Consider the following 25,756-nt stretch of genomic DNA (forward strand, 5'->3'; position numbering starts at 1 on the left):
AACACCTCAAGAAAAATCCGGAGCTCTCTCCAAATGTCTATCGTAGAAGTCAAAGTCCCCCAGCTTTCCGAATCCGTGGCCGAAGCCACCATGCTCACCTGGAAGAAGAAAGCCGGCGAAGCCGTCGCCGTCGATGAAATCCTGATCGAGATCGAGACCGACAAGGTCGTGCTCGAAGTGCCCGCGCCCTCGGCTGGCGTGCTGGCCGAAATCGTGCAGCCCGATGGCGCCACCGTGGTGGCCGACCAGCTGATCGCGAAGATCGACACCGAAGGCAAGGCAAGTGCCGCAGCGCCTGCAACAGCACCCGCTGCCGCGCCGGCCCCGGCAGCAGCGGCTGCCGCCGCCACCGGCGGCGCGAAGTCGGACGTCGCCATGCCCGCCGCCGCCAAGCTGCTGGCCGACAACAACCTGAAGACCAGCGACGTCGCCGGCACCGGCAAGGACGGCCGCGTCACCAAGGGCGACGTGCTCGGCGCAGTCGCTTCGGGCGCCAAGCCCGCGGCCGCCGTGGCCGCACCGGCCGCCAAGCCCGCTCTGCCACAGGTCGCCGCACCCGCCAGCGCGCCTGATCTGGGCGAACGCCCCGAGCAGCGCGTGCCGATGAGCCGCCTGCGCGCCCGCATCGCCGAGCGCCTGCTGCAGTCGCAATCGACCAACGCCATCCTGACGACCTTCAATGAAGTCAACATGGCGCCCGTCATGGAACTGCGCAAGCGCTTCCAGGACAGCTTCACCAAGGAACACGGCGTGAAGCTCGGCTTCATGAGCTTCTTCGTGAAGGCCGCGGTGCATGCGCTCAAGAAGTACCCGGTGATCAACGCCTCGGTCGACGGCAACGACATCCTGTACCACGGCTACTTCGACATCGGCATTGCCGTCGGTTCGCCGCGCGGCCTGGTGGTGCCCATTCTGCGCAACGCCGACCAGATGAGCTTTGCCGACATCGAGAAGAAGATCGCCGAATACGGCAAGAAGGCGCAGGACGGCAAGCTCGGCATCGAAGAGATGACCGGCGGCACCTTCTCCATCTCGAACGGCGGCACCTTCGGCTCGATGCTCTCGACCCCGATCATCAACCCGCCGCAGTCGGCCATCCTGGGCGTGCACGCCACCAAGGACCGCGCCGTGGTCGAGAACGGCCAGATCGTCATCCGCCCGATGAACTACCTCGCCATGAGCTACGACCACCGCATCATCGACGGCCGCGAAGCCGTGCTGGGCCTGGTCGCCATGAAGGAAGCGCTGGAAGATCCGTCGCGCCTGCTGTTCGACATCTGAGGAGAAAGAATCAGATGGCAAACAAACAATTCGACGTCATCGTCATCGGCGGCGGCCCTGGCGGCTACATCGCCGCGATCCGCGCGGCGCAGCTCGGCTTCAACGTGGCCTGCATCGACGAGTGGAAGAACGCCAAGGGCGGCCCCGCACCGGGCGGCACCTGCACCAACGTCGGCTGCATTCCGTCGAAGGCGCTGCTGCAATCGTCGGAGCACTTCGACCAGGCCGGCCACCACTTTGCCGAGCACGGCATCAAGGTCGAAGGCCTGGGCCTGGATCTCGACAAGATGCTGGCCCGCAAGGACCAGGTCGTGAAGCAGAACAACGACGGCATCCTGTACCTGTTCAAGAAGAACAAGATCACCTTCTTCCATGGCCGCGGCTCGTTCGTGAAGGCGGGCGAAGCCGGCTACGAGATCAAGGTGGCGGGCGCTGCCGAAGAGTCGATCGACGGCAAGCACATCATCGTGGCCACGGGCTCCAACGCCCGCGCGTTGCCGGGTGCGCCGTTCGACGAGGAGAACATCCTCTCGAACGACGGCGCGCTGCGCATCGGCGCGGTGCCGAAGAGGCTGGGCCTGATCGGCTCGGGCGTCATCGGCCTTGAAATGGGTTCGGTGTGGCGCCGCCTCGGCGCCGAAGTCACGGTGCTCGAAGCGCTGCCGACCTTCCTCGGCGCGGTCGACGAGCAGATCGCCAAGGAAGCCAAGAAGGCCTTCGACAAGCAGAAGCTCAAGATCGAGCTCGGCGTCAAGGTCGGCGAGATCAAGTCGTCCAAGAAGGGCGTGAGCGTGGCCTGGACCAATGCCAAGGGCGAAGCCCAGACGCTGGAAGTCGACAAGCTGATCGTCTCGATCGGCCGCGTGCCCAACACCATCGGCCTGAACGCCGAGGCCGTGGGCCTGAAGCTCGACGAGCGCGGCGCCATCGCCGTGGACGACGACTGCAAGACCAGCCTGCCCAACGTCTGGGCCATCGGCGACGTGGTGCGCGGCCCGATGCTCGCGCACAAGGCCGAGGAAGAGGGCGTTGCCGTGGCGGAGCGCATTGCGGGCCAGCACGGCCACGTCAACTTCAACACCGTGCCGTGGGTGATCTACACCAACCCCGAGATCGCGTGGGTCGGCCAGACCGAGCAGCAGCTCAAGGCCGCGGGCCGTGCCTACAAGGCCGGCACCTTCCCGTTCCTCGCGAACGGCCGCGCACGCGCGCTGGGCGACACGACCGGCATGGTCAAGTTCCTGGCCGACGCGGCCACCGACGAGATCCTCGGCGTGCACATCGTGGGCCCGCAGGCCAGCGAGCTGATCTCCGAAGCCGTGGTGGCGATGGAGTTCAAGGCCAGCGCCGAAGACATCGCGCGCATCTGCCATGCGCACCCGTCGCTGTCGGAAGCCACGAAGGAAGCGGCACTTGCCGTGGACAAGCGCACGCTGAACTTCTGATCCATTGACCAGCGTCAAACAGGCCTATGAGGCGGAACTCGCTGTGCGCGGGTTCCGCAGCGATCCCGCGCAGCTGCGCGCCGTCGAGGCGCTGGATCGCTGCGCCCGGGAGTGGGGCGACTACAAGGCCCAGCGTTCCAACGCGCTGAAGAAGTTCATCAACCGGCCCGAGCTGCCGCGCGGCGTCTACATGTACGGTGGCGTCGGCCGGGGCAAGAGCTTCCTGATGGACCTGTTCTTCAACGCGGTGCCGCTGCGGCGCAAGACGCGGCTGCACTTTCACGAGTTCATGCGCGAGGTGCACCGCGAACTGCGCGAGCTGCAGGGCACGGTCAACCCGCTCGACGAGCTGGGGCGGCGCATCTCCAAGCGCTACAAGCTGATCTGCTTCGACGAGTTCCACGTGGCGGACATCACCGACGCGATGATCCTTCATCGCCTGCTGGTGGCGCTGTTCGAGAACGGCGTGGGCTTTGTCACCACCTCCAATTTCAGGCCCGACGATCTTTATCCTGGCGGGCTGCACCGCGACCGCATCCTGCCCGCGATCGCGCTGCTCAACGAGAAGCTCGAGGTCCTGAGCGTGGACAATGGCACCGACTACCGGCGCCGCACGCTCGAGCAACTGCGCATGTACCTGACGCCGAACGATGCTTCGGCCGAAAAGGAGATGCGCAAGGCCTTCGACAGGTTGGCCGAAACAGCCGACGAAAACCCGGTCCTGCACATCGAGCAGCGCGAGATCCGCGCCAGGCGCAAGGCCGGCGGCGTGGTCTGGTTCGACTTCAAGACGCTGTGCGGCGGACCGCGCTCGCAGAACGACTATCTGGAGATCGCCAGCCAGTTCCACACCGTGCTGCTGTCCGACGTGCCGCACATGCCGGTGCGCATGGCCTCCGAAGCACGCCGTTTCACCTGGCTGGTCGACGTCTTGTACGACCGGCGCGTCAAGCTCATCATGTCGGCCGAGGTACCGCCGGAGGCGTTGTACACCGAGGGGCCGCTTGCGCATGAATTCCCGCGAACGGTTTCCAGGCTCACCGAAATGCAATCGAGCGAGTTCCTCTCCCTGGAACGCCGCATCGTGGACACTCGACTGACATGAAAAATATCGTTCTCGCCGTGCTGATGACCTTGGGCAGCCTGCCGCTGTGGGCGCAGTCCAACGCGGCCGCAGGCAATGCAGACTTCGAAGCGGAACGCAGCAGGCTCAGCGCCGAGCGCGCTGCCATCGAGGCGCGCTTCGACAAGGAGCGCGCCGCCTGCTACCAGAAGTTCGCGGTCGAAGACTGCCTGCGCGACAGCCGCCGGCGCCGGCGCGCCGAGACCGATCACATCAAGCGCCAGGAATCGGCCATCAACGACATCGAGCGCCAGCGGCGCGGTGCGGCCGAACTCGAGAAGCTCGACCAGAAGGCCGCCACCCGGCGCCCGCAAGACACGCCCGAGAAGCAGGACGAGTCTCGCCAGGCGCAGAAAGACCGCGAGCAGCGCGCGGCCGACCATGCGGCGAGCCGCGCCGCGACGGCGGCCGAGGCCGACGAGCGCCGGCGCCAGTTCGAGGCCAAGCAGAAGGCGCAGGCCGACGAGCAGGCCAAGGCCGCCCAGCGGCGTGCCGAGGCGCCCGCGGCGGTCGAACGCTTCGAAAGCAAGCAGCAAAAGGCGGCCGAGCACCGGGCCAGCCGCGAACGGCAGAACGCCGAGCGCACCAAGCCGCGCGGAGCGCCCTTGCCGCCCGCATCGCCAGCGTCGTCGCCGAGTCGCTGAGCCATCCCGCCGGGCGCTCGCTCGGCGCCATCGCCGTCGTTCAGTCTTGCGGAAGCGCTTCGAGCTTCAGCACCACGATCGAGATGTTGTCGCCCGTGCCGCGCGCCCGGCGGCGCGCTTCTCCCACCAGGATTTCCACCGCTTCGCGCGGCGGCTCCGCATACAGGACGCTGGCCAGTTCCTCGGGGCTGAAGTAGTGCCAGAGCCCGTCGCTGCAGGCCATCAGCAGGTCGCCAGGCTGCATTGCGGGGATGTAGTGCGGCTCGACGGGCGGGGGTGTCGTGGTCATGCCAAGGCATCCGAGGAGGATGTTGCCCTTGGGGTGGACGTTGGCCTCGGCTTCGGTGATTTCGCCGCGGTCGATGAGCACCTGGACATAGGAATGGTCGCGCGTGCGCGTGACGAGCTCGCCGTTCTGGAAGTGGTAGATGCGGGAGTCGCCGGCATGGATCCAGGCGCAGTCGCCCCTGGGGTTCATCAGAAAGGCCGCCAGCGTGCTGTGCGGTTCCTGTTCGCTCGACAGGGCCGTGAGCTTGATGACCGTGTGCGCATCCTCCAGCAGCTGCCGCAGCACGGCCGCGGAGCTGTCGCGGTCAGGGTGGTAGCGCGTGAACAGCTGGCGCGCCGTCATCAGCACCTGGTCGGAGGCCTTGCGCCCGCCGCTGCGCCCGCCCATGCCGTCGGCAATGATGCCCAGCATGCAGCCGGGCACGCGCGGATGGCTCATCATCAGGACCTGGTCCTGCTGATAGGGGCGGTCTCCCTTGTGGAGACCGGTGGCGGCGGCAAGCCGAAAGCCTTGTGTCATGAGCGCAAATGCGCCAATGGCGCGCCTTCTGTCTTCTCGTGGATTCGTACCAGGACGTATTATCGAGTGAACACGAGCTGCGGGCGGAATACGTTCGCAGCGCCAACGTTGGACTCCAATCTTCACTCCCTTTCCCGCCAATTGATCGAGCTGCGCATCGAACACGCCGACCTCGACGCCACCATCGACCGTCTGGCTGAAGCTTCGCCGCAGGACGAACTGCTGCTGCGGCGCCTGAAGAAGCGCCGGCTTGCGCTGCGCGACCAGATCGCGCGGCTCGAGAACGTGCTCGATCCGAAAGAACCCGCGTGAGCGAAACACTCGAGGACAAGGTGCGCGACGCCTTCGCGCAGGGCGGCGTCCTGTCCCGTGCCGCCGAGCAGTTCCGCGAGCGTTCGGGGCAGACCGAGATGGCGCTGGCCGTTGCCCGCACCATCGAGGAGGGCGGCGTGCTGGTGGTCGAGGCCGGCACCGGCGTGGGCAAGACCTTTTCCTACCTCGTGCCGGCATTGCTGAGCGGCGAGCGCGTGCTGCTGTCGACCGCCACCAAGACCTTGCAGGACCAATTGTTCGGCCGCGACCTTCCGCGTCTGGTCGAGGCGCTCGAACTGCCGGTGCGAACGGCGCTGCTCAAGGGGCGTGCGAGCTATCTGTGCCTGCACCGGCTCGACCTGGCGCGCCACGATGCATCGCTGCCCGAGCGCGGCAGCCTGCGAACGCTGGCCAAGATCGAGCAATGGTCCAAGGCCACGCGAACCGGCGACCTGGCCGAGCTGCCCGGGCTGGACGAGCGCTCGCCGCTCATTCCCCTCATCACCTCCACGCGCGAGAACTGCCTGGGCGCGCAGTGCCCGCAGTTCAAGCCCTGCCACGTCAACCTGGCGCGGCGCGAGGCGCTGGCGGCCGACGTGGTGGTCATCAACCATCACCTGTTCTTCGCCGATCTCGCGGTGCGCGAGACCGGCATGGCGGAATTGCTGCCGACCGTGAGCGTGGTCGTGTTCGACGAAGCCCACCAGCTCAACGAAACCGGCGTGCAGTTCCTGGGCGCGCAGCTCGGCAGCGGGCAGGCACTCGACTTCGCGCGGGATCTGCTCGGTGCCGGCTTGCAGCATGCGCGCGGTCTGGTCGACTGGCAGCAGCTGGTGGCGGGCGTCGAACGCGCCGCGCGCGAGTTGCGCCTTGCGGTCGGCAAGCAGTGGCCCGGTACCAAGCTGCGCTGGGTGGGGCCGTCGCCGGAAGGCATCGATGCACAGGTCTGGCAGGACGCCCTCGAAGCCCTGCAGCAGGCCTTCGAGATGGCCGCCGAAGGGCTGGACACCGTCAGCGAGATATCGCCCGATTTCGTGCGCCTGTACGAACGGGCGCAGCAGCTCGCCAAGCGCGCGGCACGCTTCGCGCTGCCCTGCGAAACCGACTCGGTGCGCTGGGTCGACGTGGGCACGCAGCTGCGCCTGGTCGAATCGCCGCTCGACATTGCCGAGGCCATGCGCACGCGCGTGCTCAAGATCGGCAGCGGCACTGCCCATGAAGACGGCGATGGGGAAGAGGGCCGTGAAGACCGCATGGCACCCGAAGACAACGGACGCGCCTGGGTCTTCACCTCTGCCACGCTGGGCGACGAACCCACGCTGCGCTGGTTCACCGAGCCGTGCGGCCTGGGCGATGCGCAGGTGCTCCGGGTGCAGAGCCCGTTCGACTATGCCGCGCAGGCCGGGCTCTATGTGCCGCGTGCCTTTCCGAAGCCCAACGACGCCGCCCACAGCCTGCGGGTTGCGCAACTGGCCGCGCGAGGCGCTGCCGAACTCGGCGGCCGGACCCTGGTGCTGACGACCACGCTGCGCGCGTTGCGCGCGATCGGCGACGAGATGAGGCAGCAGTTCGAGCGGCTCGAGGCGGATGTGCGGCCCGAGGTGCTGGTGCAGGGCGAACTGCCCAAGCGCGTGCTCATGGACCGTTTCCGCGAAGGTGCGGACGCCGGGCGCGCCGGCTGCGTGCTGGTGGCATCCGCATCGTTCTGGGAGGGCTTCGATGCACCCGGGGACGCATTGCAGCTGGTGGTGATCGACAAGTTGCCGTTTCCTCCGCCCAACGACCCGCTGGTCGAGGCGCGCTCGCAGCGCCTCGAAGCCCAGGGGCGCAGTTCATTCAGCGACTATTCGCTGCCCGAGGCGGCCGTGGCGCTGAAGCAGGGGGCTGGGCGGCTGATTCGCCGCGAAACGGACTGCGGCGTGCTTGCCATTTGCGACACCCGCCTGGTCGCCATGGGCTATGGCCGGCGGCTGCTGGCCGCGCTGCCGCCGATGCGGCGGCTGGAGAGCGAAGCGGACTTCGAGGCGGCGATCGGCGAGCTCAGGAATTCGCTCTCGGCCTGAAAGGCCGCGGGGGCCTTGCCGCAGCAGGCTCCGCAGACGAAGAAAAAGCCCCGAAGGGCTTTTTGTTGTTTCAGCGGATTACCAGACCTTCCACCACGGGTCGTCCTTGCCCTTGAAGCCGCGCGCCAGATACTCGCTTTGCGGGTAGTTGGTGGTCAGCACGCGCTGGGCGTCGTCGCGCAGGTCCTTCATGCCGAGCGCATCGTAGGAGCGGACGATGATGTACAGGGCCTCTTCGAGCGCAGGCACCTCGCGATAGTCGGACAGCGCAAGCTGCGCCCGGTTGATCGCCGCAAGGTAGGCGCCGCGCGAGTAGTAGTAGCGCGCCACGTGCACCTCGTACTGCGCGAGCGAGTTCACGATGTAGTTCATGCGCTGGCGCGCATCGGGCGTGTAGCGCGACTCGGGGAAGCGCGTTGCCAGTTCCTTGAAGGACTCGAACGATTCCTTGGCGGCCTTCTGGTCGCGCTCGGACAGGTCCTGGCGCGTCAGGAACGCGAACATGCCGAGGTCGTCGTTGAAGTTGATCACGCCCTTGAGGTAGAGCGCGTAGTCGATCGCCGGGCTGGCCGGATGCAGCTTCAGGAAGCGGTCGATCGTGGCGATGGCGCTGGCCTTTTCGCCGGACTTGTACTGGGCGTAGGCCTTCTCGAGCTGGGCCTGCTGCGCGAGCGGCGTGCCGGCGGCGCGGCCTTCGAGCTTCTCGTACAGCGGCACGGCCTTGTCGTAGGCGCCGGAACCCGCTTCGTCCTTGGCTTCGGCGTAGATGCGGTTGGGGCTCCAGCTGGCGGTCTTGTCGACGGAGGTGGAGGAGCAGCCGGCTGCAAGCAGCGCTGCCGCGCTGAGCGCGATCCAGGAGGGGACCGATAATTTGGCGCGAAACATCACATACGGCTTTCGTGAAACAGTTGCCCTCAATTATATCGACCGACCCCCTGGACATGGTCCCCGACTCCGCCGAGGCCGACGAGGGCGCCGACCCGGTCGAATCCAGCGAACTGCGGCCCTTCACGGTGGGCCAGGCCGAGCATGGCCAGCGGCTGGACCGCGCGCTGGCCGCCCTGGTGCCGGAATTTTCTCGCAACTATCTGCAACAGCTGATCGAAGCCGGCGCCGTGGACCTGCAGGGGCGCACGCTCCTGAAGGCTTCGGCCACCGTGCGTGCCGGCCAGGCCGGGCGCATCGAGCTGCGGCCGACGCCCCAGAGCCAGGCCTTCCGGCCCGAGGCGATGGACATCGTCACGGTGCACGAGGACGAGCACCTGCGCATCATCGACAAGCCGGCCGGCCTGGTGGTGCATCCGGCGCCCGGCCATTGGAGCGGCACGCTGCTGAACGGCCTGCTGGCGCTCGACCCCAAGGCCGCGCTGCTGCCGCGCGCGGGCATCGTGCACCGGCTCGACCGCGACACCAGCGGGCTCATGGTCGTGGCGCGAACGCGGGCCGCCATGGATGCCATGGTGGCGCTGATCGCGGCGCGCGAGGTGAAGCGGCAGTACCTCGCGCTCGGGCACAAGCCCTGGACGGGCGCGGCAGCCCGGCAGGTCGACGCGCCCATCGGCCGCGATCCGCGCAACCGTTTGCGCATGGCCGTGGTCGATCTCGAGCGCCATGCGGGCAAGACGGCGCGCACGCTCATCGAGCGCCTGGACAGCAATGCCGAGGCCTGCGCCGTGCGGTGCACGCTCGAAACGGGCCGAACCCACCAGATCCGCGTGCACATGGCGTCCATCGGGCATCCGCTGATCGGCGATGCGCTCTATGGCGGGGCTCCGGCCGCGGGTCTGGGGCGGCAGGCGCTGCACGCCTTCAGGCTCGCATTCGTGCATCCCGTCACGCAAGCGGCGCTGGAACTGCGCTCCCTTCCGCCGGCCGATCTGGTTCAGGCGTTCCAGACCCTGGGGCTGGATTACAATCGCGCCTGACGGCCCGAGGGCCGCGCCGGCCACCCCGATGCCGGCCTTGCGTTGCACTCGCCGCGTGCCGGCAGCGCCTTCTTCCATCCTTCTGAACAAGCGTCCCCGAGACGCCTTTTCCCGGATAACGCAAACCATGAATACGGCGGATGCCAAGCGCATTCTCGAAACCGCCTTGATCTGTTCGAGCCAGCCGCTGCCGGTGCGCGACATGCGCGTGCTGTTCGACGACGAGCTGGGCGTGGACACCATCAAGGTGCTGTTGCTCGAACTGCAGGAAGACTGGGCGCAACGCGGCCTGGAGCTGGTGAGCGTCGGCAGCGGCTGGCGCTTCCAGAGCCGGCCCGAGATGCGCGACCACCTCGATCGCCTGCATCCCGAGAAGCCGCCGCGCTACACCCGCGCTGCCCTCGAAACGCTGGCCATCATTGCCTACCGCCAGCCGGTCACGCGCGGCGACATGGAAGACATCCGCGGCGTCACCATCAACTCCCTCATCCTCAAGCAGCTCGAGGACCGCGGCTGGGTCGAAGTGATCGGCCACCGCGAAACCGTCGGCCGGCCGGCGCTGTACGCCACCACGCGGCAGTTCCTCGACGACCTCGGGCTGGCTTCGCTCGACCAGCTGCCGCTGATCGAAACGCCGGCCCAGCAGGCGGCGCTGGTCGACGCGCTCGATCAGGCCTCGGGCAACCAGCCCGGCCTGCCCATGGACATTCCGAACGAGTCCGACGCCGATGCTTCGGCCATGTCGGACTCCGAAGCAGACGCAGCTCCCGCCCTGGCTGCCGTCGAGGCCGCCGCTGCGCAATTCGCCGAGGATGCGGTCTCTCCCGAAGAGCCCGCGGACATCCCGGCCTCCACGGAAGCCGAGCGTCCCGTCGAGTTCGAAACCGAAGCCCCGTCGACTGACGAGACCGATCCCCACGCTGTTCCTCCCGGAAAAACCTCATGAGCCCCTCCGACATCGACGACGCGGCCATCGTGCCGGCCCAGCCCGAATCCAAGAAAAAAAAGGCGAAAGCGGCAGTGTCCGGCCAGTCTGCGGACGCCGAAGCGGGCGCGCCCGCTGCAGCCGCCGGCGAGGGTGAGGCTCCCAAGAAGCCGCGCGCCCCACGCAGGAAGAAAGCCGTGGAACCGGCGACCGGGGAGGGCGAGCCCGCAGCAGCGCCTGCGGCAAATGGAACTTCCGACCCCGTGGCTCAGGCTCAGGTGGCCGATGCGGCGCCTGCGGCCGCGCCAATAGCTGACGAGCCCGGCAAGGCCGCCGCGCCGGCCGCACCCGTCGAACCCCCGGAGCGCCGCGTGGAGGATCGAGTCGAAGAGGACGCCCGTGCGCCCTCCTACGACGACGAAGAAGAGGAAGAAGAGCCCGACGAGGAAGAGGACGACCTCGACCGCGCACGCCGTGCCGCCGAGCGCGAGCAGCGCAACGCACCGCCGCCCGAGCCGATCCGGTTCGCGGACGTGATCTCGGGCCAGTTCGACGCCGACGAAGAGAGCCCTGAAGTCCCGCCGCTCAAGCGCGTGCTGCTGCCGGAGGCCGACTCGCCCAAGCTGCACAAGGTGCTGGCCCAGGCGGGCCTCGGCTCGCGGCTCGAAATGGAAGCGCTCATTCTCCAGGGCCGCATCTCGGTCAACAACGAGCCGGCCCACATCGGCCAGCGCATCCAGTACGGCGACCAGGTCAAGATCAACGGCAAGCCGATCCGCTACCGCATCGCGCCGCCTCCGCCGCGTGTCATCGCCTACCACAAGCCCGTGGGCGAGGTCGTGACGCACGACGATCCGCAGAACCGCCCGACGGTCTTCCGCAAGCTGCCGCGCCTGCAGCAGGGCAAGTGGCAATCGGTCGGACGGCTCGACCTGAACACCGAAGGCCTGCTGCTGTTCAGCAGCTCCGGCGACCTGGCCAACCAGCTGATGCACCCGCGCTTCGGCCTGGAGCGCGAGTACGCCGTGCGCGTGCTGGGCGCGCTCAATGCCGAGGAAAAGAAGAAGCTGCTCGAAGGCGTTCGCCTCGACGATGGCATGGCCCAGTTCGGCACCATCGAGGAGGGTGGCGGCGAGGGATCCAACCACTGGTACCGCGTCACCATCTCCGAGGGCCGCAACCGCGAAGTGCGGCGCCTGTTCGAATCGGTGGGCCATGCGGTCAGCCGGCTGATCCGCATCCGCTACGGCGCCATGGTGCTGCCGCGCGGGCTGAAGCGCGGCGCCTGGATGGAACTCGACGAGCGCGACATCAACGCGCTGTTCCAGGCCTCGGGCGGCGGTGCGCCGCGTCCGCAGCAGCAGCAACGAGGGCCGGGCCAGGAAGGCGGCGCCGGCGGCGGGCGCAACGGACGCAACAAGAAGCGGCGCGGCAATCGCAACGCCGGCGGCGGACAGCAGCAGCCGCGCGACCTGCGCGATCCACGCGACGATGGCCGCGAGGCGCCCATTCCGAATCCGCTGGGCGAAGGCCGTCCGCCGCGCGGCGAGCGCGGGGGTCGTGGCAACCGGGGCGCCGGCGGCAATGCAGGCCTGCCGCCGCAAGGGCGTCGTGGCAATAACAACAACCGGGGCAACCGCCAGGGCGAGGAGCGGCCGCCGAGCGGCGCGAACCAGCCCGATCCGATGAAGACCTCGCTCGGCTACATCGGTGCCGACAGCTTTTCCCGTCAGCGCAAGGAGCAGCGCCAGGGGCCGGGGCGCCGCGGCGGCGGTCCGGCGGGTGGCGGCTTTGGCGGGCAGGGCGGCCCCGGCGGAAATCGGCGCCGCGGGCGCTGAAAGCCAGTTCTCCAGCGCAGCCTTTCTCGGGGTTTTCACCAAACCCGGAGGCTGCGCCGGTTAAAATCAGAGGCTTTGTCGACTTACGATGCAACATATTCGTTGCAGTTGTGACAAATCACTTCAAAATCAAAGCTCAGGAAGCACTTCAATGGCTATCGAACGTACCCTTTCCATCATCAAGCCCGACGCCGTCGCCAAGAACGTCATCGGCAAGATCGTTTCCCGCTTCGAAGCTGCCGGCCTCAAGATCGTTGCCGCCAAGCTGGTGCATCTGTCGCGCAACGAAGCCGAGCAGTTCTACGCGGTCCACAAGGAACGTCCGTTCTTCAAGGACCTGGTCGATTTCATGATCTCCGGCCCCGTGTTCGTGCAAGTGCTCGAAGGCGAGAACGCCATCGCCAAGAACCGCGACCTGATGGGTGCCACGGACCCCAAGAAGGCGGCCCCCGGCACCATCCGCGCCGACTTCGCCGACAGCATCGACGCCAACGCCGTGCACGGTTCGGACGCTCCCGAAACCGCCGCCAACGAAGTGGCGTTCTTCTTCGCCGGCCTCAACGTCTACGCGCGCTGAAGCCGTACGCCAGCTGATTTCATGACCACGGCCAACCTGCTCGAATTCGATCTCGAGGGGCTGGCTGCGTTCTGCGAAAAGCTCGGCGAGAAGCGATTCCGCGCCACGCAGCTGTTCCGCTGGATCCACCAGCGTGGCGCCAGCGACTTTGCCCAGATGACCGATCTGGCCAAGTCGCTGCGCGAAAAGCTCGCCACCACCGCTCGCGTCGAGGCCCTGCCGGTCATCACGCAGCACGAATCCAAGGACGGCACGATCAAGTGGCTGTTCGACGTCGGCGACGGCAATGCCGTCGAAGCCGTATTCATTCCCGAAGACGACCGCGGCACGCTGTGCGTGTCGTCTCAAGCCGGCTGTGCGGTGGGTTGCCGCTTCTGCTCCACGGGGCACCAGGGCTTCAGCCGCAACCTGAGCACGGGCGAAATCGTCGCCCAGCTGTGGTTTGCCGAGCACTTCCTGCGCAAGCACCTGAAACGCGACGATCGCGTCATCTCCAACGTGGTGATGATGGGCATGGGCGAGCCGCTGCAGAACTACACGGCGCTGGTGCCCGCGCTGCGCACCATGCTCGACGACAACGCCTACGGCCTGTCGCGCCGCCGGGTGACCGTGTCGACCTCCGGCGTCGTGCCGATGATCGATCGCCTGGGCGCCGACTGCCCGGTGGCCATGGCCGTGTCGCTTCATGCGCCCAACGATGCGCTGCGCGACGATCTCGTGCCGCTCAATCGCAAGTATCCGATTGCCGAACTGCTCGAGGCCTGCAAGCGCTACCTGGCGCACGCGCCGCGCGACTTCATCACGTTCGAATACTGCATGCTCGACGGCGTCAACGACCAGCCCGAGCATGCGCGTCAACTGGTGGAACTCGTGCGCAGCCACAACATCTCGTGCAAGTTCAACCTGATTCCGTTCAATCCGTTTCCGGCTTCGGGCCTTCTGCGCTCGCCGCAGCCGCGGGTGCTGGCCTTTGCCAAGACGCTGAGCGAGGCCGGTCTCGTGACCACCGTGCGCAAGACGCGCGGTGACGACATCGATGCGGCCTGCGGACAGCTGGCCGGCGACGTCAAGGACCGCACCCGCGCGGCGGAACGCATGGCCCAGCGCCGTGGCTCGGAGCGCACCGTTGTTTTGCATCCGGTTCGCAAGACCGCCCCCCAGGAGCATTGACCTAATGAGGATGGCCTTTCCGATGACGACCGCGAGCGCGCAGCGGCTGATGGCTGCAGGCTTTGCCGGCGTCGCCGTGGCGTTTCTGCTCGCGGGCTGCGTCAACACCCGAACCACCACCACCAGCCTGGCCGACACCAGCTCGGGCAAGGGCGCCGAGATGGTGACCGAATCCGACGAAAGCAGCCGGCAACGCCGCGCGCGCCTGCGCATGGAGCTCGCCGCCGGCTACTTCGAGCACGGCCAGACCACCGTCGCGCTCGACGAGATCAAGCAGGCGCTGGTTGCCGACCCCAACTACGCGGACGCCTACAACCTGCGCGGCCTGGTCTACATGCGGCTCGAGGATGCCGGGATGGCAGAAGACAGCTTCCGCCGCGCCATTGCCATCAATCCGCGCGATCCCAACGTGCGGCACAACTACGGCTGGCTGCTGTGCCAGCAGAACCGCTATGGCGATGCGGCCCAGCAGTTCACCGAGGCACTGGCGGTGCCGAGCTACACCGACCGTGCCAAGACGCTCATGACCCAGGGCGTCTGCCAGCTCAGGGCGGGCCAGCGTGCCGAGGCGGAGCGCAGCCTCATGAAGGCCTACGAGATCGACGCCGGAAATCCGGTGGTCGGATTCAACCTGGCTTCGCTGCTGGTGCAGCGCGAAGAGTGGTCGCGTGCGCAGTTCTACATCCGCCGCGTCAACAACAGCCCTTCGGCCAGCGCCGAGACGCTCTGGCTCGGCATCAAGATCGAACGACGGCTCAACAACCGCGAAGCAGTGGCGCAGTTGGGAGGGCAGCTGCAGCGGCGCTTTCCGCAGTCCCGGGAGGCAATAGCGTACGAGCGCGGGAATTTCAATGACTGAACGGGTTTCGGAGTTCGGCACTTCCGCGGTACTGCCGCTCGAGGAAGGCGACATCACGCACAAGACGGCCGGCGACATGCTGCGCGAAGCGCGCGAGGCGCACGGGTTGCACATCGAAATGGTGGCCGCGGCCCTCAAGGTGCCGCCGCAGAAGCTCATTGCGCTCGAGGCGGACGACATCGCCTCGCTGCCCGATCCGGTCTTTGCCCGGGCCCTGGCCAGCAGCGTCTGCCGCGCCCTGCGCATCGATCCCGCGCCGGTGCTCGCGAAGCTGCCGGGCGCGCAGCGCGCGGCGCTGGCACTGGCCGATCGCACGCTCAAGAGCAATATCGTTTCCGGAACGCCGCGCTGGAACGGCGGGCGCTCCAGCGGCCTTCCGTCGCGCGCAGTGTTGACGGTCGTGGGGCTGCTTCTGGTCGGCGCGGCCGTGCTGTTCTGGCTGCCCCAGTCGGTGTTCGATCAGGTCGGGGCCTCCGTGTCGCGCTGGACGTCGCGCAGCGACAGCGGTTCGGTGGCCGAGGCGCCGGCGGCTGCGCCGGCTTCGGGCGGGTCGTCCGTCGTCGTCGAGAGCGCGCCGGTGTCGCCCGTGGCACCTGCGGCACCCGTGACCTCGGGCACTCCCTCCGCAGCCTTGCCGGTGGGCAACGCTACCGCTGCGGCGGTTGCTTCGACCTCTGCAGCCGCTGCGGCACCTGCCAACAGCCAGCAGCTGGTTTTCGTCGCGCGCGAGGAATGCTGGATCACGGTCGCCGAAGCCGGCGGCAAGCAATTGCTGCGCCGTAGCCTGAAGGCCGGCGAAACGGTGGCGTTGTCGGGCGCGCTGCCGTTGTCGGTGGTGGTGGGGCGCGCATCGGCGGTCGATGTGCAGGTGCACGGAAAGCCCTACGATCTGAAGCCTGTCACGCGCGGCGGCGGCGTGGCCCGTTTCGAGGTGGCATCGTGACCGACTGCACTCCCCAACCCATTGACTCGGCGGCCCCCAAGGCGCGCCGTTCGCGCCAGGCCCAGGTGGTCTGGGGACCGCGCACCGTGACGGTGGGCGGCGATGCGCCCGTGCGGGTGCAGTCCATGACCAACACCGACACCGTCGATGCCGTCGGCACGGCCATCCAGGTGAAGGAACTCGCCATTGCCGGTTCGGAGATGGTGCGCATCACCGTCAACACGCCGGAGGCGGCTGCCCAGGTGCCGTACATCCGCGAGCAGCTTGACCGCATGGGCATCGACGTGCCGCTGATCGGCGACTTCCACTACAACGGCCACCGCCTGCTCACCGACTATCCGGCCTGCGCCGAGGCGCTGAGCAAGTACCGCATCAATCCCGGCAACGTCGGCAAGGGCGACAAGCGCGACCGCCAGTTCGGCCAGATGATCGATGCGGCCATGCGCTGGAACAAGCCCGTTCGCATCGGCGTCAACTGGGGCAGCCTCGACCAGGAACTGCTTGCCAGCCTGATGGACATCAACAGCCAGCGCGCCGAGCCCTGGGATGCCAAGCAGGTGATGTACGAGGCGCTGATCACCTCGGCCATCGAATCCGCCAGGCTGGCCGAATCGATGGGCATGGCCGGCAACCAGGTCATCCTGTCGTGCAAGGTGAGCGGCGTGCAGGACCTGATCTCGGTCTACCGCGAGCTCGCCAAGCGCTGCGACTATCCGCTGCACCTGGGGCTCACCGAAGCCGGCATGGGTACCAAGGGCACGGTGGCATCGGCCACGGCGCTTTCCATCCTGCTGCAAGAGGGCATCGGCGACACCATTCGCGTGTCGCTCACGCCCCAGCCGGGCGAGTCGCGCACGCAGGAAGTGCTGATCGCCAACGAGATCCTGCAGGCGCTGGGCCTGCGCGTGTTCGTGCCGAGCGTCACCGCCTGCCCGGGCTGCGGCCGCACGACCAGCACCACCTTCCAGGAACTGGCCAAGCAGATCGACGACTACCTGCGCATGCAGATGCCGGTCTGGCGCAAGAAGTATCCGGGTGTCGAGACGCTGAAGGTGGCCGTGATGGGCTGCATCGTCAACGGCCCCGGCGAGAGCAAGCACGCCGACATCGGCATCAGCCTGCCCGGCACCGGCGAGGCGCCCGCCGCCCCGGTCTTCATCGACGGCGAAAAGGCACTCACGCTGCGCGGCGACAATATCGCCAACGAGTTTCACCAGCTCGTCGAAACCTACATTCAAAAGCGCTTCGGCCAGCACCAGGCTGCCGACGTCGCCTGACCACTTCCTCCCATGGCTGACAAGATCAATGCCGTCAAAGGCATGAACGACATATTGCCGGCGAGCGTGCCGCGCATCGACCGCCTGCCCGATTCGGCCCTCTGGTCGTGGTTCGAGCAGACGGTGCGCGGGCTCCTGGTCCGCTACGGCTACCAGTACATGCTGACGCCGGTGGTCGAACCCACGGCGCTGTTCGTGCGCGGACTGGGCGAGGTGACCGATATCGTCGAGAAGGAGATGTACTCCTTCACCGACGCGATGAACGGCGACAAGCTCACGCTTCGCCCCGAGGCCACCGCCGGCATCGTGCGCGCCATGGTCGAGCACAACGCGCTCTACAACGGCCCGCTGCGCCTGTGGACGATGGGGCCGATGTTCCGCCACGAGCGTCCCCAGAAGGGCCGGTACCGCCAGTTCCACCAGCTCGACGTCGAGGCGTTGGGCTTTCATGGTCCGGACGTGGACGCCGAGCTGATCCTCATGGTGCGGGCGCTGTGGCGCGAGCTCGGGCTGGTCGAGGGCGAGCACGTGCGCCTGGAGATCAACAGCCTGGGCCAGCCGGCCGAGCGCCAGGCGCACCGCGAAGCGCTGATCCGCCATTTCGAGGCGCATGCCGACGTGCTCGATGCCGATGCGCAGCGGCGCCTGCACAGCAATCCGCTGCGTATCCTCGATACCAAGAATCCCGCCATGCAGGCCGTGGTGGAGGCCGCGCCCCAACTGATGGACTTCCTCGGCGAGGAGTCGCGTGCACACTTCGATGCGGTGTGCGATGTGCTCGATGCCGCAGGGCTGGCCTACCGCATCAACCCGCGCCTGGTGCGCGGGATGGACTATTACAACCTGACCGTCTTCGAATGGGTCACCGACCAGCTCGGCTCTCAGGGCACCGTCTGTGGAGGAGGGCGCTATGACGGCCTCATCGGCCAGATGGGCGGCAAGCCTGCACCGGCCGTAGGCTTCGGCCTGGGCATCGAGCGGCTGTTGCTGCTGGTCCAGGAACTCCGCCTGCCGGTCCCCGCCGCGGCGCCCGCGGCCTACGCCGTCGTGCCGTCGGCCGCCGCGCTGCCGCAGGTCATGGTCGTGCTCGAGCAGTTGCGCGCCGCCGGCGTGAGCGTGCTGCAGCATGCGGGCGGCGGCAGCATGAAGGCGCAGTTCAAGAAGGCCGACGCGAGCGGAGCGCGCTATGCGCTGATCTTTGGCGAGGACGAGCTGTCGCGTGGCGAAGTCACCGTCAAATCGCTGCGCGAGGGCGGTGGCGAACAGGTGGCGCGGCCGCTCGCCGAGGTGGCCACCTGGGCCGCCACCCTACAATCGCCGGCTTCCAACATCTGACACGCATGGCAACCCATCTCGATCTCGACGAACAGGAACAGCTCGACCAGCTCAAGCATTTCTGGAACACCTACGGCACCCTGATCACCTGGGTGGTGTTGCTCGTGGCCGGGGCCTTCGTGGCCTGGAACGGCTGGCAATATTTCCAGCGCAACAAGGCGGCGCAGGCCGCGGCCCTCTACGACGAGGTCGAGCGCAGCACGCAGTCCGGCGACGTGGAGCGCATCCAGCGCGTGCTGGGCGACATGAAGGAACGCTTCGCCGGCACCGCCTATGCACAGCAGGCCGGCCTGCTGGCCGCCAAGGCGCTGTACGAGAAGGGCAACCTCGAGGCTTCGCGGGCGGCGCTCGGCTGGGTTGCGCAAAGCGCCGTCGATCCGGGCTACAAGGCGGTCGCCAAGCTTCGGCTGGCAGCCGAACTGCTCGACAGCAAGTCGTACGACGAAGCGCTCAAGCAGCTTTCGGGCGACGTGCCCAAGGAATTCGAACCGCTCGTGGCCGACCGCAAGGGCGACATCTACATGGCCCAGGGCAAACGCGCCGAAGCGCAGGCCGAATACCGCAAGGCCTGGACCGGCCTTGGCGCGACGTCCGATTACCGGCGACTGGTCGAATTCAAGCTCAACGCCGCCGGCGTCGATCCGAAGAGCCTGGCACCTGTGATCACGGTCACGCCAGCAGCCCCCAAAAATTCCTGATCGCACTATGAATTTCAAGCGTTTCATGCCTGAGTCGTCCGCCCTGCGTGCAGGTTCGGCTATTGTCTTGGTCGCAATGCTGGCCGCCTGCTCGGGTCCCGGCAAGCCCAAGCCGGCCGAACTGCCCACCAACCCCGCGTTGTTCGGCGTGCGCCAGGCCTGGAGCGTGCGCATCCCGGCCGTGAGCTTCCCGCTGGCCACCGACGTCAGCGGCGACATCGTCACCGTGGCCGGCGCCGACGGCACCGTGGTGGCGATCGATGCGCGTGCCGGCCGCGAAACCTGGCGCGCGAACGCGGGCGCCAAGCTCGCTGCCGGCGTCGGCAGCGACGGTTCGCTGGCCGCGGTCGTGACCACCGACAACGAACTCGTGGCCATGGAAGGCGGCAAGGTCCTGTGGAAGCAGCGGCTCTCGGCCCAGGCCTTCACTGCGCCACTGGTGGCCGGCCGCCGCGTGTTCGTGCAGACCGCCGACCGCAGCATCAGCGCCTGGGACGGCCAGAGCGGCCGTCGCCTCTGGCTGCAGCAACGCACGGCCGAGAACCTCGTGCTCAAGAAGTCGGGCGTCCTGATCGCCGTGGGCGACACGCTGATTTCGGGCATCGGCGGCCGGCTGGTCGGCATCAATCCGGCCAATGGCACCTCGCGCTGGGAGGCGCCTATTGCAGCCCCGCGCGGCACCAACGACGTGGAGCGCCTGGTCGACCTGACCGGCAGCGTGAGCCGTGTCGGCGACACCGTGTGTGCCCGCGCCTATTACGCCAACGTTGGCTGCGTCGACACGCTGCGCGGCCAGCTGCTCTGGAGCAAGCCTGCCGTGGGCGCCGAGGGCGTCAGTGGCGATGAGGGTTTCGTCTACGGCACCGAGGCCGATGGCAGCGTCACGGCCTGGCGCCGCTCCGACGGCGAGCGCGCCTGGCAATCGACCCGTTTCAAGAACCGCGTCCTGACCGGGCCGCTCGCGGTGGGCCGTTCGCTGGTCATCGGCGAAAGCACGGGAACGCTGCACTTCGTTTCACGCGAGGACGGTGCGCTTCTCAATCGCGTCACGCCCGATGGCTCCGCCATTGGCGTCACCCCGGTGATGGCCGGCAACACGGTGGTCGTGGTGACCGCCAACGGCGGTGTTTTTGGATATCGCCCTGAATAACTCTCTGCAAGGCCCGACCATGAAAACCGCGCCCGTGAAAGGCCGGCCATGAAGCCGGTCGTGGCCCTGGTCGGGCGGCCCAACGTTGGCAAGTCGACCCTTTTCAACCGCCTGACGCAGACGCGCGACGCCATCGTCGCCGACTTTGCCGGGCTCACGCGCGACCGCCACTATGGCAATGGCCGCCTGGGCAAGCACGAGTTCATCGTGATCGACACCGGCGGCTTCGAGCCCGATGCGGGCAGCGGCATCTACAAGGAAATGGCCAAGCAGACGCGGCAGGCCGTGGCCGAAGCCGACGTGGTGATCTTCGTGGTCGATGCCCGCGAAGGCCTTTCGGCGCAGGACCACGACATTGCCAACGAGCTGCGCCGTCTCGGCAAGCCCTGCGTGCTGGCGGCCAACAAGGCCGAAGGCATGCACGACGGCACCAAGCTGGTCGATTTCTACGAACTCGGCTTCGGCGACGTGCACGGCGTGTCCGCGGCGCACGGGCAGGGCATGCGCGATCTGGTCGAACTGGCGCTCGCACCGCTGAACCTGCCCGATCCGGACGACGAGGCGGACGAGGATGACGTCAACAAGCCCATCAAGCTGGCGGTGGCCGGACGGCCGAACGTCGGCAAGTCCACGCTGATCAACACCTGGCTCGGCGAAGAGCGCCTGGTGGCTTTCGACTTGCCGGGCACCACGCGCGACGCCATCTCGGTGCCGTTCGAGCGCAACGGCCAGCGCTTCGAACTGATCGACACGGCCGGCCTGCGCCGCAAGGGCAAGGTGTTCGAGGCGATCGAGAAGTTCTCGGTGGTCAAGACGCTGCAGGCCATCGAGTCGGCCAACGTCGTGCTGCTCCTGCTCGATGCCACGCAGGGCGTGACCGACCAGGACGCGCACATTGCCGGCTACATCCTCGAAAGCGGCCGCGCGGTGGTGATTGCCATCAACAAGTGGGACGCGGTCGACAGCTATCAGCGCGAGCAGATCCAGCGCCAGATCGAGACCCGGCTGCCGTTCCTCAAGTTCGCCTCGCTGCATTTCATCTCGGCCATCAAGCGCCAGGGCCTGGGCCCGGTGTGGCAGGCCATTGCGCAGGCCCACAAGTCGGCCACGCGGAAGATGTCGACGCCCGTGCTGACCCGGCTGCTGCTGGAAGCCGTGCAATTCCAGTCGCCCAAGCGCGCGGGCATGTTCCGGCCCAAGCTGCGCTATGCGCACCAGGGCGGCATGAATCCTCCGGTGATCATCATCCACGGCAATTCGCTGGAGCACGTCACCGAGGCCTACAAGCGCTTTCTCGAAGGGCGCTTCCGCAAGGAGTTCGATCTTGTGGGCACGCCCTTGCGCATCCAGTTCAAAAGCTCGCAAAATCCCTTTGCGGACAAGGACGATTGAGTGCGCTTGGCCGCCGATGGCGGCCGATGAGCCATGGCCGGGTCGAAAGTTCCGCCTTTTGAGAGACGTTATTTTTCAAAGGCTTTTGACCCCGATTGCTGCAGCGCAGAAACCCTGTGTTAAGGTCATCTCTCCAACAACTACTCTTGAACACGGAGAATATCGTGAGCAATAAAGGGCAACTTCTACAAGACCCGTTTCTGAACACCCTGCGTCGCGAGCATGTGCCGGTCTCCATTTATCTGGTGAACGGTATCAAGCTGCAGGGCCAGATCGAGTCTTTCGACCAGTACGTCGTGTTGCTTCGCAACACGGTGACGCAAATGGTCTACAAGCACGCCATCTCCACCATCGTGCCGGGTCGTGCCGTCAACTTCTCGGCTGCCGAGAACGACGACGCCGCAGCCTGATCGCGCGGAGCGCGGCGGCAACCCCGCCGCGCTTTTTCCATATTGATCCCGCTTGTCTGAACTGAACCCCCGCCAGGAAGGCGCCGCCGTTCTCGTCGGCGTCGATTTCGGGCTGCCCCATTTCGACAGCGAACTCGAGGAACTCGGCCTGCTTGCGCAGACCGCGGGCCTGGAGCCTGTCGCGCGCCTCGTATGCAAGCGCAAGGCGCCCGACGCGGCACTTTTCGTCGGAAGCGGCAAGGCCGAAGAAATCAAGGAACTGGCCGCACTGCACCAAGCCAGCGAGGTCATCTTCGACCAGTCGCTGAGCCCGGCGCAGCAGCGCAACCTCGAGCGCCAGCTCGACATCGCGGTGTACGACCGCACCTTCCTCATCCTCGAAATCTTTGCCCAGCGCGCACGCTCCCATGAGGGCAAGCTGCAGGTCGAGCTGGCCCGCCTGCAGTATCTGAGCACGCGCCTGGTTCGCCGCTGGTCCCACCTCGAGCGCCAGACGGGCGGTGCGGGCGTGCGCGGCGGTCCCGGTGAAAAGCAGATCGAGCTCGACCGCCGGATGATCAGCGAATCGATCAAGCGCACGCGCGAGCGCCTGGCCAAAGTGCAGAAGCAGCGCGGCACGCAGCGCCGCCAGCGCGAGCGCCGCGAGACCTTCAACATCTCGCTCGTGGGCTATACCAATGCCGGCAAGTCGTCGCTGTTCAACGCGCTGGTCAAGGCCCGCGCCTATGCGGCCGACCAGCTCTTTGCCACCCTCGACACCACCACGCGCAACCTCTACCTGGGCGACGCCCGCAGGCAGGTCTCGATTTCCGACACCGTCGGCTTCATTCGCGAGCTGCCGCACGGCCTGGTCGATGCTTTCAAGGCCACGCTGCAGGAGGCCGTCGATGCCGACCTGCTGCTGCACGTGGTGGATGCCTCCAATCCGCATTACCCGGAGCAGATGGCCGAAGTGCAGTCCGTTCTTCGCGACATCGGTGCCGACACCGTTCCCCAGCTTCTGGTGTTCAACAAGCTCGACGCCCTTGAAACCGCACAACATCCGCTGCATCTGCAGGACGACATGGAAATCGACGGCGTACAGGTTCCGCGCATCTTCCTCAGCGCGCGCAGCGGCGAGGGCCTGCCACTTTTACGGGCCGAGCTGGCCCGCCGGTCGGGTTCCCTGGGCGATACGATGACCCCAGAGGCCGACACTGAATTGCACGATACCGCCAATTGATTGGGCACAATCCCGCCACTGACAAGAGAACGAAGCGAATGAATGCAAAGCCAGCGTGGAGAGGGTTTCTGGGCATGTTCAACCTGAACGATGGCCGATGGGGCCGTGGCGACGAGCCGGCCTCCAACGGCGACCGCCCGACCGGCAACCGGCCTCCCGACGCAGACCCGCCGGGCGCGCCGACGCCACCGCCCTCGGGCAACAACAACGGCAACCGCCCCCGCGGCCAAGGCCCGAACCAGGGGCCGCCCGACCTTGACGAACTCTGGCGCGACCTCAATCGCAAGCTGGGGGGCTTCTTCGGCGGCAAGGGCGGCGGCAATCGCCCCACCGGCAACGGCGGTGGCGGCAATGGCTATCGGCCGGACATGAAGAATGCAGGCTTCGGGCTCGGACTGGTGGCGGCGGTTGCCGTTCTCATCTGGCTCGGTACCGGCTTCTTCATCGTGAATGAAGGCCAGCAGGCCGTGGTGACCCAGTTCGGCCGCTACAAGTCGACCGTGGGCGCGGGCTTCAACTGGCGACTGCCGTATCCCATCCAGCGCCACGAAGTGGTCGTGGTCACGCAGATCCGCTCGACCGACGTCGGCCGCGATGCCATCGTGCGTTCGACCGGCCTGCGCGAATCGGCCATGCTGACCGAAGACGAGAACATCGTCGAGATCAAGTTCGCCGTGCAATACCGCCTGAGCGATGCGCGCGCCTATCTGTACGAAAGCAAGTCGCCCTCCGAAACCGTGGTGCAGGTGGCGGAAACCGCCGTGCGCGAGGTGGTCGGCAAGATGAAGATGGATGCGGCCCTTGCCGAGGAGCGCGACCAGATCGCACCTCGCGTGCGCACGCTGATGCAGACCATCCTCGACCGCTACAAGGTCGGCGTCGAAGTCGTCAACATCAACCTGCAGCAGGGTGGCGTGCGTCCGCCCGAGCAGGTGCAGGCCGCCTTCGACGACGTGCTCAAGGCCGGCCAGGAGCGCGAGCGCGCCAAGAACGAGGCCCAGGCCTATGCCAACGACGTGGTGCCGCGCGCAACGGGTACCGCATCGCGCCTCAAGGAAGAGTCCGAAGCCTACAAGGCGCGCATCGTTGCGCAGGCGCAGGGTGACGCCGGTCGCTTTGGTGCGGTGCTGGCCGAGTACCAGAAGGCGCCGCAGGTGACGCGCGACCGCATGTATACCGACGCCATGCAGCAGATCTACGCCAGCACCACCAAGGTGCTGGTCGATACCAAGCAAGGCTCCAACCTGCTGTACTTGCCGCTGGACAAGCTCATGCAGCAGAGCGGCAACAACCCGGCCGCAACGCCGGTCGATGCGGCCAGCCCCAGCGTGGCGGGTACCGCGCCAGCCCAGTCGTCGGTGATTCCGGTGGCGCCGCCATCGAGCGAGAGCCGCGCCCGCGATGGCCGTTCGCGTGATCGCGACGTGCGTTGAAAAGGCCAGTAAGAACATGAACAGAATCGGATTCATCGCTTCGTCGATCCTCGTGCTGCTGGTGCTGCTGAGCTCGACGCTCTTCGTCGTCGACCAGCGCCAGTTCGGCGTGGTGTATGCCCTCGGCCAGATCAAGCAGGTCATCACCGAGCCTGGCCTGAACTTCAAGCTGCCGCCGCCGTTCCAGAACGTGTCGTACATCGACAAGCGGCTGCTCACGCTCTCCAGCCTCGACACCGAGCCCATGCTCACGGCCGAGAAGCAGCGCGTGGTGATCGACTGGTACGTGCGCTGGCGCATCATCGATCCGCAGGCCTACATCCGCAACGTGGGCCTCGACGAAAACGCGGGTGCCACGCAGCTCAACCGCGTGGTGCGCAATGCCTTCCAGGAAAACATCAACAAGCGCACCGTGCGCGACCTGATCTCGGTGCGCCGCGAGGCGCTGATGGCCGACGTCCAGCGCGAGGTGCTGGCCGTGGTGAAGGGTGCCAAGCCCTGGGGCGTTGACGTCATCGACGTGCGCATCACGCGTGTCGACTATGTGGAAGCCATCACCGAATCGGTCTACCGCCGGATGGAGGCAGAGCGCAAGCGCGTGGCCAATGAATTGCGTTCGACCGGCTATGCCGAGGGCGAAAAGATCCGCGCCGACGCCGACCGCCAGCGCGAGGTGACCGTGGCGAACGCCTACCGCGATGCCCAGAAGATCAAGGGCGAGGGCGATGCCCAGGCCGCCGCCGCCTACAGCGAGGCCTTCGGCCGCGACCCGCAGTTCGCGCAGTTCTACCGCAGCCTCGACGCCTACAAGCAGAGCTTCAACAAGAAGAGCGACGTGATGGTGCTCGACCCGTCGTCGGACTTCTTCCGCGCCATGCAGAGCGCCGGCACGCCCGCAGGCAACGCTCCTCCACGCCGCTGATCCG

General features: G+C 67.0%; 24 protein-coding genes. 22 read left to right on the forward strand and 2 right to left on the reverse strand.

Annotated elements, in window-relative coordinates; genetic code table 11:
• The first annotated feature begins 33 nt into the window (after nt 1–33).
• Genes odhB through VAPA_RS11595 form a run of 4 tightly spaced genes read left to right on the forward strand, consistent with a single transcriptional unit; the run spans nt 34 to nt 4,493 of the window.
• Nucleotides 34–1,281 (forward strand): 2-oxoglutarate dehydrogenase complex dihydrolipoyllysine-residue succinyltransferase, encoded by a 1,248-nt coding sequence (odhB, locus tag VAPA_RS11580; RefSeq protein ID WP_021006961.1) that lies wholly within the window; start codon nt 34–36, stop codon nt 1,279–1,281.
• Between the two features lie 14 nt (nt 1,282–1,295).
• On the forward strand, nt 1,296–2,726 hold the full coding sequence (gene lpdA, locus VAPA_RS11585) for a dihydrolipoyl dehydrogenase (protein WP_021006962.1): 1,431 nt from the start codon (nt 1,296–1,298) through the stop codon (nt 2,724–2,726).
• Nucleotides 2,727–2,730: 4 nt separating this feature from the next.
• A complete protein-coding gene (zapE, locus tag VAPA_RS11590; protein WP_021006963.1) occupies nt 2,731–3,831 on the forward strand; it encodes a cell division protein ZapE in 1,101 nt (366 codons plus the stop codon).
• Nucleotides 3,828–4,493: a hypothetical protein gene (locus VAPA_RS11595; protein WP_021006964.1), complete on the forward strand. Its 666-nt coding sequence runs from the start codon at nt 3,828–3,830 to the stop codon at nt 4,491–4,493. Before zapE ends, VAPA_RS11595 begins: the two co-directional genes overlap by 4 nt.
• A 40-nt stretch (nt 4,494–4,533) precedes the next feature.
• Here VAPA_RS11595 and VAPA_RS11600 read toward each other — a convergent pair whose 3' ends face one another.
• Nucleotides 4,534–5,301, reverse strand: coding sequence for a PP2C family protein-serine/threonine phosphatase (locus VAPA_RS11600; RefSeq protein ID WP_021006965.1), 768 nt, complete (start codon nt 5,299–5,301; stop codon nt 4,534–4,536).
• Between the two features lie 108 nt (nt 5,302–5,409).
• Between VAPA_RS11600 and VAPA_RS11605 the strand changes: the two genes are divergently transcribed.
• Nucleotides 5,410–5,613 carry a YdcH family protein gene (locus VAPA_RS11605; RefSeq protein WP_041946091.1) on the forward strand — a complete coding sequence of 68 codons (204 nt, stop codon included), beginning with the start codon at nt 5,410–5,412 and terminating at the stop codon, nt 5,611–5,613.
• Entirely contained in the window at nt 5,610–7,676 is a 2,067-nt protein-coding gene (locus VAPA_RS11610; protein ID WP_021006967.1) for an ATP-dependent DNA helicase, read from the forward strand. Before VAPA_RS11605 ends, VAPA_RS11610 begins: the two co-directional genes overlap by 4 nt.
• Nucleotides 7,677–7,754: 78 nt before the next feature.
• Here VAPA_RS11610 and VAPA_RS11615 read toward each other — a convergent pair whose 3' ends face one another.
• Nucleotides 7,755–8,561, reverse strand: a complete 807-nt coding sequence (locus VAPA_RS11615) for an outer membrane protein assembly factor BamD (protein WP_021006968.1) — start codon at nt 8,559–8,561, stop codon at nt 7,755–7,757.
• A gap of 56 nt (nt 8,562–8,617) precedes the next feature.
• Between VAPA_RS11615 and VAPA_RS11620 the strand changes: the two genes are divergently transcribed.
• The 16 genes from VAPA_RS11620 to hflC all read left to right on the forward strand — a co-directional run bounded on the left by VAPA_RS11620 (nt 8,618) and on the right by hflC (nt 25,752).
• Nucleotides 8,618–9,601: an RluA family pseudouridine synthase gene (locus VAPA_RS11620; RefSeq protein WP_041946092.1), complete on the forward strand. Its 984-nt coding sequence runs from the start codon at nt 8,618–8,620 to the stop codon at nt 9,599–9,601.
• 127 nt (nt 9,602–9,728) lie between these two features.
• A complete protein-coding gene (gene scpB, locus VAPA_RS11625) occupies nt 9,729–10,547 on the forward strand; it encodes an SMC-Scp complex subunit ScpB (protein WP_021006970.1) in 819 nt (272 codons plus the stop codon).
• Nucleotides 10,544–12,364: a pseudouridine synthase gene (locus VAPA_RS11630; RefSeq protein WP_021006971.1), complete on the forward strand. Its 1,821-nt coding sequence runs from the start codon at nt 10,544–10,546 to the stop codon at nt 12,362–12,364. Before scpB ends, VAPA_RS11630 begins: the two co-directional genes overlap by 4 nt.
• 151 nt (nt 12,365–12,515) lie before the next feature.
• A complete protein-coding gene (ndk, locus tag VAPA_RS11635) occupies nt 12,516–12,941 on the forward strand; it encodes a nucleoside-diphosphate kinase (protein ID WP_021006972.1) in 426 nt (141 codons plus the stop codon).
• Between the two features lie 21 nt (nt 12,942–12,962).
• On the forward strand, nt 12,963–14,111 hold the full coding sequence (gene rlmN, locus VAPA_RS11640; protein ID WP_021006973.1) for a dual-specificity RNA methyltransferase RlmN: 1,149 nt from the start codon (nt 12,963–12,965) through the stop codon (nt 14,109–14,111).
• A gap of 4 nt (nt 14,112–14,115) precedes the next feature.
• Nucleotides 14,116–14,970: a type IV pilus biogenesis/stability protein PilW gene (pilW, locus tag VAPA_RS11645; protein WP_021006974.1), complete on the forward strand. Its 855-nt coding sequence runs from the start codon at nt 14,116–14,118 to the stop codon at nt 14,968–14,970.
• Nucleotides 14,963–15,913, forward strand: a complete 951-nt coding sequence (locus tag VAPA_RS11650) for a helix-turn-helix domain-containing protein (protein WP_021006975.1) — start codon at nt 14,963–14,965, stop codon at nt 15,911–15,913. Before pilW ends, VAPA_RS11650 begins: the two co-directional genes overlap by 8 nt.
• Complete coding sequence (ispG, locus tag VAPA_RS11655) at nt 15,910–17,190, forward strand: flavodoxin-dependent (E)-4-hydroxy-3-methylbut-2-enyl-diphosphate synthase (protein WP_021006976.1); 1,281 nt, start codon at nt 15,910–15,912, stop codon at nt 17,188–17,190. Before VAPA_RS11650 ends, ispG begins: the two co-directional genes overlap by 4 nt.
• A 12-nt stretch (nt 17,191–17,202) precedes the next feature.
• Nucleotides 17,203–18,525, forward strand: coding sequence for a histidine--tRNA ligase (hisS, locus tag VAPA_RS11660; RefSeq protein ID WP_021006977.1), 1,323 nt, complete (start codon nt 17,203–17,205; stop codon nt 18,523–18,525).
• Between the two features lie 5 nt (nt 18,526–18,530).
• A complete protein-coding gene (locus VAPA_RS11665) occupies nt 18,531–19,223 on the forward strand; it encodes a YfgM family protein (protein WP_021006978.1) in 693 nt (230 codons plus the stop codon).
• 7 nt (nt 19,224–19,230) lie between these two features.
• Nucleotides 19,231–20,373: an outer membrane protein assembly factor BamB gene (gene bamB, locus VAPA_RS11670; protein ID WP_021006979.1), complete on the forward strand. Its 1,143-nt coding sequence runs from the start codon at nt 19,231–19,233 to the stop codon at nt 20,371–20,373.
• Between the two features lie 48 nt (nt 20,374–20,421).
• Nucleotides 20,422–21,765, forward strand: coding sequence for a ribosome biogenesis GTPase Der (gene der / locus VAPA_RS11675; RefSeq protein WP_018902785.1), 1,344 nt, complete (start codon nt 20,422–20,424; stop codon nt 21,763–21,765).
• A 164-nt stretch (nt 21,766–21,929) separates the two neighbouring features.
• Complete coding sequence (hfq, locus tag VAPA_RS11680) at nt 21,930–22,175, forward strand: RNA chaperone Hfq (RefSeq protein ID WP_012747311.1); 246 nt, start codon at nt 21,930–21,932, stop codon at nt 22,173–22,175.
• Nucleotides 22,176–22,227: 52 nt separating this feature from the next.
• Nucleotides 22,228–23,397 (forward strand): GTPase HflX, encoded by a 1,170-nt coding sequence (gene hflX / locus VAPA_RS11685; protein WP_021006980.1) that lies wholly within the window; start codon nt 22,228–22,230, stop codon nt 23,395–23,397.
• 74 nt (nt 23,398–23,471) lie between these two features.
• Nucleotides 23,472–24,830, forward strand: a complete 1,359-nt coding sequence (gene hflK / locus VAPA_RS11690; RefSeq protein WP_041946093.1) for an FtsH protease activity modulator HflK — start codon at nt 23,472–23,474, stop codon at nt 24,828–24,830.
• Nucleotides 24,831–24,846: 16 nt separating this feature from the next.
• Nucleotides 24,847–25,752, forward strand: a complete 906-nt coding sequence (gene hflC, locus VAPA_RS11695) for a protease modulator HflC (protein WP_021006982.1) — start codon at nt 24,847–24,849, stop codon at nt 25,750–25,752.
• The last annotated feature ends 4 nt before the right edge of the window (nt 25,753–25,756 follow it).

The sequence above is a fragment of the Variovorax paradoxus B4 genome (assembly GCF_000463015.1).
Classification (GTDB): Bacteria; Pseudomonadota; Gammaproteobacteria; order Burkholderiales; family Burkholderiaceae_C; genus Variovorax; species Variovorax paradoxus_E.

What these genes read in the sequence shown, in the direction of transcription:
- scpB (WP_021006970.1), top strand. Translation starts at nt 9,729, where the DNA reads ATGAATACGGCGGATGCCAAGCGCATTCTCGAAACCGCCTTGATCTGT.
- VAPA_RS11620 (WP_041946092.1), top strand. Translation starts at nt 8,618, where the DNA reads ATGGTCCCCGACTCCGCCGAGGCCGACGAGGGCGCCGACCCGGTCGAA.
- VAPA_RS11630 (WP_021006971.1), top strand. Translation starts at nt 10,544, where the DNA reads ATGAGCCCCTCCGACATCGACGACGCGGCCATCGTGCCGGCCCAGCCC.
- VAPA_RS11595 (WP_021006964.1), top strand. Translation starts at nt 3,828, where the DNA reads ATGAAAAATATCGTTCTCGCCGTGCTGATGACCTTGGGCAGCCTGCCG.
- der (WP_018902785.1), top strand. Translation starts at nt 20,422, where the DNA reads ATGAAGCCGGTCGTGGCCCTGGTCGGGCGGCCCAACGTTGGCAAGTCG.
- odhB (WP_021006961.1), top strand. Translation starts at nt 34, where the DNA reads ATGTCTATCGTAGAAGTCAAAGTCCCCCAGCTTTCCGAATCCGTGGCC.
- VAPA_RS11600 (WP_021006965.1), bottom strand. Translation starts at nt 5,301, where the DNA reads ATGACACAAGGCTTTCGGCTTGCCGCCGCCACCGGTCTCCACAAGGGA.
- pilW (WP_021006974.1), top strand. Translation starts at nt 14,116, where the DNA reads ATGAGGATGGCCTTTCCGATGACGACCGCGAGCGCGCAGCGGCTGATG.
- hflK (WP_041946093.1), top strand. Translation starts at nt 23,472, where the DNA reads ATGTTCAACCTGAACGATGGCCGATGGGGCCGTGGCGACGAGCCGGCC.
- VAPA_RS11650 (WP_021006975.1), top strand. Translation starts at nt 14,963, where the DNA reads ATGACTGAACGGGTTTCGGAGTTCGGCACTTCCGCGGTACTGCCGCTC.
- VAPA_RS11615 (WP_021006968.1), bottom strand. Translation starts at nt 8,561, where the DNA reads ATGTTTCGCGCCAAATTATCGGTCCCCTCCTGGATCGCGCTCAGCGCG.
- lpdA (WP_021006962.1), top strand. Translation starts at nt 1,296, where the DNA reads ATGGCAAACAAACAATTCGACGTCATCGTCATCGGCGGCGGCCCTGGC.
- ndk (WP_021006972.1), top strand. Translation starts at nt 12,516, where the DNA reads ATGGCTATCGAACGTACCCTTTCCATCATCAAGCCCGACGCCGTCGCC.
- VAPA_RS11665 (WP_021006978.1), top strand. Translation starts at nt 18,531, where the DNA reads ATGGCAACCCATCTCGATCTCGACGAACAGGAACAGCTCGACCAGCTC.
- hflC (WP_021006982.1), top strand. Translation starts at nt 24,847, where the DNA reads ATGAACAGAATCGGATTCATCGCTTCGTCGATCCTCGTGCTGCTGGTG.
- rlmN (WP_021006973.1), top strand. Translation starts at nt 12,963, where the DNA reads ATGACCACGGCCAACCTGCTCGAATTCGATCTCGAGGGGCTGGCTGCG.
- hisS (WP_021006977.1), top strand. Translation starts at nt 17,203, where the DNA reads ATGGCTGACAAGATCAATGCCGTCAAAGGCATGAACGACATATTGCCG.
- bamB (WP_021006979.1), top strand. Translation starts at nt 19,231, where the DNA reads ATGAATTTCAAGCGTTTCATGCCTGAGTCGTCCGCCCTGCGTGCAGGT.